Source organism: Thermoplasmata archaeon (assembly GCA_038851035.1).
Taxonomy (GTDB): domain Archaea; phylum Thermoplasmatota; class DTKX01; order VGTL01; family VGTL01; genus JAWCLH01.
Window position 1 is genome coordinate 1 of the sequence record JAWCLH010000045.1, and the last position, 12,766, is coordinate 12,766.

Consider the following 12,766-nt stretch of genomic DNA (forward strand, 5'->3'; position numbering starts at 1 on the left):
TTGATATGCAGAGGCCTCACCCTTTTCCATCTCCCTGATGAGCCATCTGAGCTTTCTCCTTGTGAGCTTCCGCATGTATTGATATGGTTTTAGGGCTCTTATATTTGCCGAGAGGAAGTTATTTCGGGATTCGACACTTTTACCGGTGCGCCAAAAATACTAAATAATACCCTGAGAATGGGAGGCAAGGTGGGATTATGATTTCAGTGAGGAGCCTCTCGGCCGCTCTGGCGCTATTAATTGTTGCCTCCGCAGGGCTTGTATCCGGAGGGGAAGAGCTGAACAAGTTCTCAGGTGGTCTGACCAGCGTGGCCATCACCTTTCCTGAGGACGGTGGTAGCAACTCCAGCGTTTCCATCGAGCTGCCCCGGCACAGCCTTGTAAATTCGGCTTATATTGACCTCGAGGGAAAACCCAAGTCCTTCGGCTCTTACTTAGGATTCCTTGACTTCTCCATCGGCACGGATGCCTTCGCCTACGACGGCTCCACGACTACCGTTCCTCCCAAATCCAAACCAATCAACATGGAGGGCCAGAACATCACAACCGACCGAGGTCTAAAGAGCAGCGATAACAGCAGAGTTGCCTCAAAGGCCCCGAGTGCTGTCCCCTACCACCTTTTCGAGTTCGACGTGGGCGATATCCAGCTGAGCAATTTCTATTTCACATGGGAGGGTTATGGGGTGGTCTACCCCGACAATGCGGACGACCCCTACACAGCGATGGAGATATACGTCTACCACTGCGCCACCGAGACATGGAAGAAAACCGACAGTTACTATTACAAGGGCGACCCGAAGCCCGACTACGTCCTCCACGCCGGCGTCTCCTCGGGCGCCCAGGACTACCCAGACAGCCGAGGCCGGCTCTGCTTCCTAGCAGTCGTCACTCCACCCGTTTCAGGCTCCTACACATCATACATGGAGACCGACTATGTGTCTCTCGAATTCAACGGCACAAAGATGCTCTACCCCGAGAACCTGAAGCTGGACCTGAAGGGCGACGGAACCGTCGAGTGGCAGAGGAGCGGACGCCTGAAAGGGATGGTGAATTTCACAGGGAATGTCTTCACCAATGCGCTTCAGGCGATTCTCGACGCCTCTCCCCCAGGCAACGTAAAAATACCGCTGAAGTTCACATCGGAAAAGGGCGGCATCCTGGTCGTCTCGAACCTGAGCATCGAGTACACCCTCAAAAACCTTCCACCTGAGGCCAAGGGAACCCCTCCCGCTTACAACATTAATGAGGACGAAAATGTAACCGCGCTTATAGACCTCTGGAATTGGTTCAAGGACGACGCAGGCGTCGAGAACCTGTCATTCTCAATCATTTATGAATCTGACAGCACCAAGCTCCACGCAGCGATCAACTCGGACGGCCATCATGTCGATGTTTTCACCATGACCGAGAACTGGTACGGCACCCAGCGCTTCCGTGTGCGCGCGACCGATATCGAGAGCCTGAGCGCTCAGCTCGACTTCACTGTCAACGTGCTCCCGGTCAACGACCCGCCCCGGCTCAGGGGCTCCGTGACCCTCACGGCATATCAGGGAGTGAGGTTCGAGCACGTCTTTTCGGCCACCGACGCTGACCTAGGCATAGACCCTGTTGAGACCCTCTCCTTTAGCACGAACACGAGCCTCTTCACCCTCGACCCGGAGACCGGCCTCGCCACATTCACACCATCCAACTCCGATGTTGGAATCCATTACTTCAGTGTCACCGTTACCGATGCCTACGGCGCCTCGGACACCCGCAACGGCTCCCTGAGGGTGGAGAACGTGAACGACCCCCCCTCCATTGTCCGGGTCCCCGACCAGACCGCCACGGAGGACCAGCCCTTCGAGCTCATCCTCACCGTCACGGACCCGGACCTGAGCATAGGAATGGATGAGCTCGTATTTGAGGACAGCACACCCCTCTTTGACGTTTCACAGGACGGGAGGATAGCCTTCACCCCGACCAACAAAGAGGTCGGCATCCATTCCGTCAGCGTCTCCGTGACAGACATCGGGGGTCTGAAGGCCTGGGCCAACTTCACCATCACCGTTGTCAATGTCAACGACCCCCCGCGTCTGGAGCAGATACCCGACCAGACGGTGGAGGAGGAGGGCGAGCTCCTCCTGAGAGCCATTGCCTCAGACGAGGATCGGGATGACGTTCTGAAGTTCTCGACGAGCGACCCGCTGGTCAAAATCAACTCCACGGGCTGGATATCCTACAGGCCAACACAGAAGGAGGTTGGAGTGCATCAGGTCAGGGTTACCGTAACAGACGCCGCCGGTGAGAGCGCCACGGTGACATTCAATATAACTGTGTTGAATGTGAACGACCCGCCGCGGATGGTCCGCATCCTGAGCCCCCCCACCCGCGCGGTCTTCAAGCAGGGGGAGGAAATCAACTTCACCGGCGACGCCTTGGACGAGGACGGCGACGAGCTCAGCTTCAGCTGGTATCTCGACAGCGAGCTCATCGGCACCGGCGCCTTCTTCAGAACATCCGGGCTCAAGCCGGGCACCTACAACGTCACGCTCAAAGTCGACGACGGCTCGGGCCCCGTGGCCTCCGACCCAGTCCAGATAACGGTTGTGAAAAAACAGAAGCCGGTCCAGAGCACACCGGGTGGTCCCCTACCTGGCTTTGATACCGTTCTGGTCGCCCTCGCGCTTCTGGCCGCACTGGTGGGCTGGAGAGCTGCAGGGTGTAAAGAATGAGGGCAGGACGGGCAAGGGACGATACTGCATCGAGCAGGGTCTGCTGGACCCCCCTGCGTTCCAGCGTCCCCGGTCGGCCCATGCGCTCGTGTGAGGTGATTCGGTTGAGGCTCTCGTCACGTATTTTGCGCCCGTTTGCGTCTCTTCTGGGCCTCGTCCTTCTTATCCCGTGGTCTTCCATCTCCCCCACGGCAAAGGAGGCCCTCCGGGGGGGATGCGCACCCCCAGCCATAGAACTCGGAGGGCCCCTCAGCGACGCGGAGGCGCTTCCCGAGCAGGGACTCCCCCGGAGCTTCGATGGGGGCACCTTCCCGACTCCGCGTGCCGAGCCGGAGGTGAATGCTTCGGGTCCCCATGAGAGAACGGCTTTCTATGACTTCTCAAACACTTGGATATTCTCCAGATGGTCCATCGTCATGGAGACAAACAGGGCGGTCCTGATGAGGAACATCTGGTTCCTGAACGAGCGCTGGAGCCTCGGGACGCCGATGCCGGCGGGGCAGGAGAGGGCCTGCCCCGTCGCGGTATATGATGACGCCGACCGGCTCGTCATTGTCCACGGGGGCTACTGCTGGAGGGCCGGGATGCAGGAGCCGATTTATACCCAGCCCCTCCTGACCCTAGACCTTGCGACCGGCATCTGGACGGAGCGGGGGCCCTCGATGCTCCCCGCGGGCGCCGCGGGCGTGTGGAACCCGCGCGACCGCTGCCTCATTGTCTGCGGGGGGCTGGAATATCTCGCAGGGCAGCCGATTGTTCACAGGGAGGCGTGGGCGTGGTTCCCATCGAACGGCACCTGGCTCCGCCTCGCCGACATGCCGGCGCCGAGGCACGGCCAGTGTGCGGTCTGGGACCCCGACGACGGTCTTATGCTCGTCTTCGGCGGGATGAACGAGACCTCCTATTTCGCGGACGTCTGGGCCTATGATATTGTCCGGAACCTCTGGTCAGTCCGCAGCCCCGTCTCGGACGAGGCGCCCCTGCCCCGCGCCTACGCCAGCGCCGTCTGGATACCGACGAAGAGGGAGATGATGGTTCACGGCGGCGAGAACGCCGAGTTCCCTTTCTACAGCACCTGGGGTTACAGCTACGCCAACAACTCCTGGACCCATAGGACAAGCGCGCCCTATGCCCGCTCAATGCACGGCGCGTGCTGGGACAGCGACAGAGGGCTCATGGTCGTTTGTGGTCGTGGGCAGGTCGGGAACAGCGACACCTGGACCTACGACCCGGCCGCCGACTCCTGGGGCGAGAACCTACGTCTTCCTGGCGCGCTCAGAAGCGGCTGCGCCTGCGTCTATGACCCAGTCGAAAAGGTGGTGCTGGTCATCGGGGGCATGGACAGCGGGGGCGAGTGCCTCGGGGAGACGCGCATCCTCAGGCCGGGTGAAATGCAGTGGTGCTACTTCTCTCCCGGCTACATGCAGCCCCCCGTTCTGGACCTCGGTAGCGACTTCCACAGTCTCGACAGGGTCTCGTGGGGCGAGGAGCTCCCGCCCGGAACCAGTATCGTGACCAAGATGCGCGTCCAGAGGGAGGACGGGAGCTGGGGGGCCTTCTTCTCAGTGGAGAACGGTTGCAGACCGCAGGAGCAGGGCAGGCTCTTTGAGTGGAACATGACCTTCACGGCCTCAGAGGACCTGCTCTCGACGCCCGTGCTGAAGTGGGTCAGGTTCGACTATACGGTAAATAGAAAGCCATCCTGCCTCGCACAGGGCAACGCAACCGTGTTCAGGCGCCAGCCGGCTCAATTGAGCGGCGAGGCCGGCGACCCGGACGGCGACCCGCTGGAGTACAGGTGGAGAGCTCTCTCCTCTCTCGCCGGAACCTTCGACGATGAAAAAAAGAGGGACGCAGTGTACACCCCACTGTCCAGCGGGAGGCATGTACTCCAGCTCATCGTCAATGACTCACTCTCGGAGGCTCTTTCAGACCCCGTGGTAATCGACGTGATTAATCGAGCGCCACAGGTGCGCGCGGGCCCCGACGTGAGCTGCTACAAAATGGAGAGCGTTACTCTGGAGGCCGACGCGTCGGACCCGGACGGGGACCCGCTCAGCTTCAACTGGTCCCAGCTCTCGGGCCCGAAGGTGTCCCTTGATTCGCCACACGAGCCCAGGACGACGGCGGTGCCTGTGGAGGCGGGGAACTGCACATTCATGCTCACCGCAAGCGACGGGGAGGACAGGGTTGCGGTCTTTCTCAACCTGACCGTCGTGAGCAGACCCCCGACCGCCCGCCTGAGCGCCGCCCCCCAAGTGGCGAACCTCCGCACCCGGGTCAACTTCTCGGCACTGGAATCAGAGGACCCGGACGGGAGAGTTGTGCAGTACCTCTTCGACTTCGGTGACGGCAACCGCACCCTTTGGACAGAATCTCCATTCTCTGAGCACGTCTACAGAGCTCCCGGCTTATATAACGCCACGTTGAGGGTCAGGGACGACGACGGCTGCGAGTCCGCCCCCTCGGAGCCCGTTCCGATCACGGTGGAGAACGCGCTCCCGGAGCTCAGCGCCTCGGTGTCTCCGGAGACCGGCAATGTGACAACCCTCTTCAGGTTCTCGATGCTGCCAGAGTCGCGGGACCCCGATGGTGAGATAGTTCTCTGCGAGTGGGATTTCGGCGACGGGCAGGGGGCCACCGGGGCCCAGGCCCTTCACTCTTACAGGCGGCCGGGCAACTACACGGCTGTCCTGAGGGTGACCGACGACATGGGTGGCTCGTCGGAGCTCTCGCTGAGCGTGGCGGTCGTCAACCTCCCGCCGGTGATTGAGTCCGCGACGGGAACTCCGCAGCGAGCCCTGCGCGGAGGAGAAAGGCTGTCCCTGTCCGTGGTGGCGCGGGACCCGGAGGGCGCCGAACTCCACTACAGCTGGAGCGTGGACGGCGCCGCGGTCGGCGAGGACGCGAGCTCCTTCTCCTTCAGGTCTTTCAAAGCCGGAGGGCACATCGTCGCGGTGTGCGTTTCGGATGGGGAGCTCGAGACGGTCCACGAGTGGAGGCTGCTCGTGAGGGCTGGGGTGGAGGAGGGGCTGGGCACAGGGTTTGCGCTGGCGGCGGGCGCAGCGATTGCGGTCGCGGCCGGGGGAGCGGCGGCGGCCGGCATGCTTCTCAGGCGGCGCTCAGGGGCCCGGAAAAGGTAGGAGGGAGCCCGACGCGGGCCGCATCTGGATGTCCGTGGAGGGAGGGGGGAGCGGAGGTGCCCCCGCGAGGGAAAGGGGGCGGGCGGGGTGCATGTTCTCCACGCGCAGTCTCGGACGCCCCCTCCGTCGAAACCCTTTTATTCCACGCGCATAATGGACTTGCATGGTCCTCCGCCATTTCGTCACGGGCGGCGCCGGGTTCATTGGAAGTCATCTTGTCGACAGGTTAATGGAGGAGGGAGAAGAGGTCACCGTCTATGACAACCTCTCGTCGGGCAGGGAGGAATTCATAGCGCACCATTCGGGAAAGAAGGGCTTCAGATTCGTCAAAGCGGACCTTCTGGACGTCGAGGCATTGAGGGAGGCGATGAGGGGGCACGACATTGTCCACCATCTGGCCGCCAACCCGGACATCAGATTGGGGACCTCTTCTCCTGAGGTCGACCTGAAGCAGGGTGTGCTTGCGACCTTCAATGTTCTGGAGGCGATGCGATTGACCGGCGTCGGGAAGCTCGCTTTCTCTTCCAGTTCGGTTGTCTACGGAGAGGCGGAGAGAATTCCCACGCCCGAGGACTACGGCCCCCTCAAGCCCATATCGATATATGGAGCGGCAAAGCTGGGTGCGGAGGGGCTGATAACCGCCTACTGCCACACATTCGGGATGCGTGCTTGGATATTCCGGTTCGCCAATGTCATCGGGCCTCGGTCCACACACGGTGTCATATACGATTTCATCAGGAAGCTCCGGGCCAACCCGCGAGAGCTTGAGATTCTTGGGGATGGGAAACAGCGGAAGGCCTACCTCCTTGTCGGGGACTGCGTGAACGCCATGCTGCACGTAATCGCCCACGCGGGCGATGATGTGAACATATACAATCTCGGTTGCGAGGACCAAATTAGCGTGACAAGGATTGCGGAGATCGTGGTTGAGGAGATGGGGCTCGAGGGCGTGAAGTTTAGGTACACGGGAGGGGAGCGCGGCTGGAAGGGGGACGTCAGGGCCATGCTCTTGTCCATTGACAGATTAAAGGCGCTGGGCTGGCGGCCGGGCACAACTTCCGAGGAGGCAGTGAGAATAGCGGCGAGGGCAATGGCTGCGGAGCCCTAAGAAGGGGGCTGACCGGACGTGACACTGGCCTCCGTCGTCATTGTGAACTGGAACCGTAGGGACGACCTTCTCAGGGCGCTCGAGTCCCTCGGGGAGCAGACCCATAGAGAGCTGGAGATAATAATCGTGGACAATCACTCCACGGACGGCTCGCCCGAGGCCGTGAAAGGGCTGTTCCCTCAGGTGAAATTGATCGAAATGCCCCATTCGGGCTTCAGCGCCTGCCGTACATTCAACATCGGGATGGAGGCGGCGAGGGGGGACATTGTCGTCGTGATGGACAACGACGCCACGCTTGAAAGGGAGTGGGTCGAGAGGGCGGTGAAGCACTTTAGCGAGGATTCGAGGCTCGGGGCCGTCGCAAGCAGAATAATCAATGTCTATAAGGAACACTTCTATTTCCAGTACGATAGCTGGCCCGAATACTCCGATGAGGACGAGTACGAAATCTACACCTTCCGGGGCTGCGCTTTCGCCATTCGGGCCGACCTGCTGAGACGCATCGGCTATTTTCCGGAGGAGTACGAAATATACGTCAACGAGGACGACCTCGCCGCGCGCGTATGGGCGGCCGGATATAGAATAAAGTACTTCTCCGACCTTGTCGCGAGGCACTATACCTCGAGGGTCCAGAGGCCAGGCTGGCGAATGGTTTATTTCACAACAAGAAACAGAATCTGGAATTACATCAGGTACCTCTCGCCCTCCATGGCGCTCCTCCATATCCTATGGGCCCTCTATATGGAGGGGCCAATGATAATGCGCGCGGGCCAGACCAGGCATATGCTGAGGGGAATCTGGCACGGTCTCAGGGAACTCCCTCGGCTCGGCCCGAAAAGGCGCTACGTCGCTGAGTGGGAGAGAGTGATGTGGAGGAATGAGAGAGACGGCCTCAGGCGGAGGAGGGGGAGATTGCCACCGGCGGCGGAGGGTAGGCAAGCGTCTCGCCGCCCGGATTGTGGACCGGGCGACGAGAGCGGGGGGGCGAGGGAAGCTGAATATGGAGGGGGGGTGGATAAGGATGGCGCAAGGGACCGCGAGATGGCTAAGGGATGGCTTAGAGGGGGAGGGAGAGGGGTCGCGGGGGATGGAGCCTCCCGGGTCCGGAACAGCGCCTGAGTGTGAGGGTCTGGAAGAGGTGAGACTGATAAAAGGGCGCTGATATTAAGTAGCGAGAGGAACATGCGGGGCGCCGTGAAGGCTGTCATCCCGGCCGCCGGACTGGGCACGAGGTTCCTCCCGGCCACGAAGTCGCAGCCGAAGGAGATGCTCCCCGTCGTGGACAAGCCCGCCATCCAGTACGTCGTAGAGGAGGCCGTGGCCTCGGGCGTGGACGACATCCTGATAGTGACCGGAAGGGGCAAGAGAGCAATCGAGGACCACTTCGACCGCGCTATCGAGCTCGAGCAGCATCTGGCCTCTAACAACAGAGACAGCCTTCTGAAGGAGCTCGAGGCAATCAACCGGCTCTCGGAGATGGGGCATATCCACTACATCCGCCAGAGGGAGCACAGGGGCCTCGGCGATGCCGTTCTCTGTGCGAAGAAGCATGTGGGCGCTGAGGCCTTTGCGGTTCTTCTGGGCGACGACATCATCGTCGCCCCCGTCCCCTGCACGCGCCAGCTTATTGAGGTTCATATGAAGGAGGGATGCTCGGTACTGGCGCTGGAGAGACTGCCTGAGGAGAGGCTGAGCAGTTACGGGGTGGTCGAGGTCGGGGCCTCCAGGGGCCCATTGCACGCGATTCGGGGGTTCGTGGAGAAGCCCGAGAGGGGCAGAGCACCGTCGAATCTAGCAATAATGGGTAGATACCTCCTCACTCCAGGAATCTTCGATTGCCTGGAGCGGACCCCACCCGGGATGGGCGGTGAGGTGCAGCTGACCGACGCCCTCCAGAAACTTCTCGAGAGAGAGCGAATTGTCGGGCTTGAGTTCAGGGGGAGGCGGTACGACATCGGCAACAAACTCGACTGGCTGAGGGCGACGGTGGAGCTGGCGCTGGAGAGGGAAGAGTTCGGGTCGGCGCTGAAAGAGCACATCGCCGCGCTTCTCGCCCCGGCGGGCGCTAAACTCGATGAAGGAAGGGGCATTGGAGTGACGAGGGACAGGGCCTCTGAGCTCGACATTAAGCCAGACTCCGGAAGAGCGGTCACAAGAAGCTCGAGAAGGGGGCTACGGCGATGATAGGAATTCTCGGCGGCGGACTAGCCGGTCTGAGCGCGGCCCACCGCCTGAGGCGTCTCGGCCGTCCGGATTTCATTGTTATAGAGAAGGAAGCCGAGCCGGGCGGGCTGTGCCGGAGCTGGCGCCTCGGCGACTTCCTCTTCGACTACGGTCCACATATTATCTATACAAGAGACGCTTGCGCAATGAGGCTCTTTAGGCGCTTCCTCCGGGGAAATCTGAAGAGAATGCGGCGAGAGAACTTCATCCAACTCTACGGAAAATTAATCAGATATCCCTTCGAAGCCTTCCTCCACGGCCTCCCTCCGGGGGTGATTCTCGAGTGTCTCGAGGGAGTCATCAAGGCCCGCGAGAGACGCGAATTCCGGAGGCCATCAAACCTCATGGAATGGGCCATAGCCACCTTCGGAGAGGGCATTGCGAGGCACTACTTCATACCATATAATCTGAAGGTCTGGAAATACCCACTCGAGAGAATAGGTGTGGACTGGATTGAGGGGCGTGTGCCGACTCCCGACTTAAGGGACATGATTCGCGGCGCTCTTGGGCTTCAGGACAGAGACTTCGGGCCGAACGCGATTTTTCATTACCCGGTTCGGGGTGGGATAGGGAGTCTGCCTATGTCCATGGCCTCCGGCCTCCAGAGACTGAGCCTGGGCTCCGTGGTAGAGCTCATCTCTCCCTCCTCTAGGGGGATAAGGGTGAGATGCAGGAGCGGGGGTCGCGAGGAAACGCTCGAGTTCTCTAAAGTCATCAGCACTCTCGCTTTGCCCACGCTCGTGCCTCTAATCGAGTCCGCTCCGGCCGAGGTGAGGAGGGCAGCCCGGAGGCTGGTCTACACCAGGCTTGTGTGCGTTGGAATCGGGTTGAAAAGGAAGGCGGTCTCTGACAAGCACTCGATATACTTCCCGGAGAAGGACTTTCTGTTCAACAGAATAAGCTTCCCGATGAACCTAGCTCCATCAATGGGCCCGAGGGGCCGGAGCTCGATTCTAGTGGAGCTGACGATTCCCTCACACGGTAGAGTCAGGCCCCGAAGAACTTTAGATAGAGTGGTGGCGGACCTGAAGAGGACAGGCGTACTCAGGGAGAGGGACGAGCTGGACTGCGCGGAGGTCAGGAGCTATGACTTTGGATACGTGGTCCACGACCTCGAACACGGGAAGAACGTGAGAGTCATTCATGATTATCTGAGAAGCGCAGGCATATTTCCCGCCGGAAGATTCGGCGAGTGGAAGTACCTCAACATGGACATGGCGATGCTGAGCGGTGCACGCGCGGCGGATGAGGCGGTCACGAGAAAGACGCCTGCGACCTGAAAACGTTTTTACAGGCCACGGGTGCTGAGGGGACTTTGAATCGGGTTACAGTACTCCTGGAGTAACGGCTTTCAGCGCGGTATCTGGTCACAGGGGATTTGGATACTAGAACCTCCACCGTAGGGTTTTCACACACCTTCCGTACACCGCTGAGATTCTTGCCACCGCAGTATGGACATCACTCCGCAGAAGACTCTCTCTCAGGTCAACAATATCTGGCATTCTGCGGAAGAGAAGGGCCTGCACCAGGGTTAGGGTCGTTAACACCCTCGAGCTCATTCCCAACGACCCTCTCTTGTTTGTCCTTTTGCTCGAGACCTCTTTGAAGCTCTCCGTTCTCATTTCAGAAAAGCGAGCTCTCTGCTCAGCTCCTCGGAATTTTTTCATTCAATATGACACACGAGTAGATGAATTCTCTAACCGATTGACCTTTCGTGCAATCAACCCTGAGGCTCATGCCGATATTTACACAAGTAAGTTTAAGGAAGCCAATGGCGCCGTGGGTTGGTGTGAGACACCTCCTCCTAACTTCTACCCTGCTCATGGAAGGGTAAGGATGAGCATATAATCTTGAGCATATAATCGATTCCCCCAAACAAGAATTAATGAATTATCGACTTAGGCCCAATCATTTATTGGACCCATATTAATCCTCTTGAGATGGGAGATGGCTGACTTAAATCCATAGAAGGTGACGCAGCATACTTATTTAAGATTTATAAGTTCGCTCAGTTATATGGAAGGAGGGTGGTCTCATAGCGAAGATGTCCGGATGGGCTTTGAGAGCCCTCTCGTCTGTGAGCGTGGCCGCAGCAATCATCATCTCCTCTATAGGCGGTTGGACGGAGCCGGCTCCGAGCGACGCCGCCTGCACATGGAACTCTGGAATATCCTTGAGCAGCGAAAATGCCCCTTGGTGGAACTCCGGGTGGCTCTACCGCAGGGCCATTGTCATCAACAACGCCGCTGTCCCCGAGGCTCTTAAAGCGTATCAGGTTTTTCTTAAGGTGGCTTACGATAGCGACATGAAACCGGATTTCTCGGATCTGCGCTTTATTCAGTATAAAAAAGCCTCGAATGAAAGCATTGAACTACCATACTATATTGAGGAGAAGACTGACGGTTCTTTCGCCGGCGTATGGGTCAAGGTTAACGAGATACCCGCCGCTTCAAGCGTAGTCATCCATATGTACTACGGCAATCCCTCCGCGGCATCGGTATCGTCACCTGCGGCCACCTTCGACTTCTATGACGACTTCTCCACAGACCCCTCCGGGAGATGGAGTGCGGTCTCAGGGAGCGCGTCCTGGGACCCCACGAACCAATGGTACAGTATCACTTCAACGGGCGGCTCGGACACTGCGGCCTACAGGGCGATTGCGGTCTCGATGGCCCCCATTGAGAACGTGGAGGTTCTTCTCAAGGTGTACATGGACAGCTCCTCATCCACCCACGACGCTGGGCCACTGGGGAGAATGATAGACAACAGCAACGGCTACGGCATACGCATTCAGGCCGATGATTACTTTGCTCTAAGGAGGCTCGACGCCGGGTCCTCCATGCATATAGGTTATGTGACCAAGACTATAGACACAAGAACGTGGTACTGGGTCAAGCTTCAAGTGTTCGGCAGCACAATCAGGGGCAGGGTCTGGAAAGTAGGTACGCAGGAACCGGATGTATGGGACAACTCTGTGCAGGACTCAAAACACACCGGGCCCGGAAAAATAGGCGTGGTCCAGGACCGCGGCGGGCCGTCGAGGTTCGATGACGTCAGGGCGCGCAAGTACGTTTCGCCCGAGCCCACCGCATCGATTGGAGCCGAAGAGCTCCAGATTCAGTTAAAGTCATTCTCGCTCAGCGCCGAAGCCCTGTCGGAGAGGGAGACCCTGAGAATCACCGCAATTCTTGGCAACCCCTCGGGGATGGAGCTCAGGATACCCATAGCCATACGCGATGGTCCGGAGCCGGACACCGGGCCATTTATCTTTTCTGACGATGTCATTCTAAACGCCTCCGGTGACACTATAGTCAGCGTGGACTGGGTCGCCACTGGGGGTAGCCACAAATTCTGGCTCCTCGTCGCCGGCAGCCCGCTTGCGTCGAAGAGTGTATACGTGAACCGCTACCCGGTCCTGAGCCCGATAATGGACCAGGTCGCGAGCCAGGGGAAGAACTTCAGGCTGCTCATCTTCGCAGAGGACGCTGACGGCGACAGGCTCAACTGGAGCGAGGACTGCCCGCTGTTTGACATTATACCGCGCGGCGACCAGAGCGCCGAAATCAACTTCACACCGA

General features: G+C 59.4%; 8 protein-coding genes. 7 read left to right on the forward strand and 1 reads right to left on the reverse strand.

Annotation, left to right across the window (positions count from 1 at the left end):
* Positions 1-197 precede the first annotated feature (197 nt).
* The 6 genes from QW379_10235 (at position 198) to QW379_10260 (ending at position 10,468) form a co-directional block, all read left to right on the forward strand.
* Positions 198-2,714, forward strand: a complete 2,517-nt coding sequence (locus QW379_10235) for a tandem-95 repeat protein (GenBank protein ID MEM2870772.1) — start codon at positions 198-200, stop codon at positions 2,712-2,714.
* Positions 2,711-5,857 (forward strand): PKD domain-containing protein, encoded by a 3,147-nt coding sequence (locus QW379_10240; GenBank protein ID MEM2870773.1) that lies wholly within the window; start codon positions 2,711-2,713, stop codon positions 5,855-5,857. Before QW379_10235 ends, QW379_10240 begins: the two co-directional genes overlap by 4 nt.
* Positions 5,858-6,020: 163 nt before the next feature.
* Entirely contained in the window at positions 6,021-6,965 is a 945-nt protein-coding gene (locus QW379_10245; protein ID MEM2870774.1) for an NAD-dependent epimerase/dehydratase family protein, read from the forward strand.
* 18 nt (positions 6,966-6,983) lie between these two features.
* On the forward strand, positions 6,984-8,084 hold the full coding sequence (locus tag QW379_10250; GenBank protein MEM2870775.1) for a glycosyltransferase family 2 protein: 1,101 nt from the start codon (positions 6,984-6,986) through the stop codon (positions 8,082-8,084).
* A gap of 75 nt (positions 8,085-8,159) precedes the next feature.
* Entirely contained in the window at positions 8,160-9,149 is a 990-nt protein-coding gene (galU, locus tag QW379_10255; GenBank protein ID MEM2870776.1) for a UTP--glucose-1-phosphate uridylyltransferase GalU, read from the forward strand.
* Complete coding sequence (locus tag QW379_10260; protein ID MEM2870777.1) at positions 9,146-10,468, forward strand: FAD-dependent oxidoreductase; 1,323 nt, start codon at positions 9,146-9,148, stop codon at positions 10,466-10,468. Before galU ends, QW379_10260 begins: the two co-directional genes overlap by 4 nt.
* A gap of 105 nt (positions 10,469-10,573) precedes the next feature.
* Here the strand turns inward: QW379_10260 and QW379_10265 are convergent, their stop codons facing one another.
* Complete coding sequence (locus QW379_10265; GenBank protein MEM2870778.1) at positions 10,574-10,747, reverse strand: hypothetical protein; 174 nt, start codon at positions 10,745-10,747, stop codon at positions 10,574-10,576.
* A 485-nt stretch (positions 10,748-11,232) separates the two neighbouring features.
* Between QW379_10265 and QW379_10270 the strand changes: the two genes are divergently transcribed.
* Positions 11,233-12,766 (forward strand): DUF2341 domain-containing protein (locus QW379_10270; protein MEM2870779.1); only part of this gene is annotated, 1,534 nt, incomplete at its 3' end.

Bases quoted from the DNA above. Each gene is read 5' to 3' on its own strand.
- QW379_10245 (MEM2870774.1), top strand. From the start codon at position 6,021: ATGGTCCTCCGCCATTTCGTCACGGGCGGCGCCGGGTTCATTGGAAGT.
- QW379_10260 (MEM2870777.1), top strand. From the start codon at position 9,146: ATGATAGGAATTCTCGGCGGCGGACTAGCCGGTCTGAGCGCGGCCCAC.
- QW379_10265 (MEM2870778.1), bottom strand. From the start codon at position 10,747: ATGAGCTCGAGGGTGTTAACGACCCTAACCCTGGTGCAGGCCCTTCTC.
- QW379_10235 (MEM2870772.1), top strand. From the start codon at position 198: ATGATTTCAGTGAGGAGCCTCTCGGCCGCTCTGGCGCTATTAATTGTT.
- QW379_10240 (MEM2870773.1), top strand. From the start codon at position 2,711: ATGAGGGCAGGACGGGCAAGGGACGATACTGCATCGAGCAGGGTCTGC.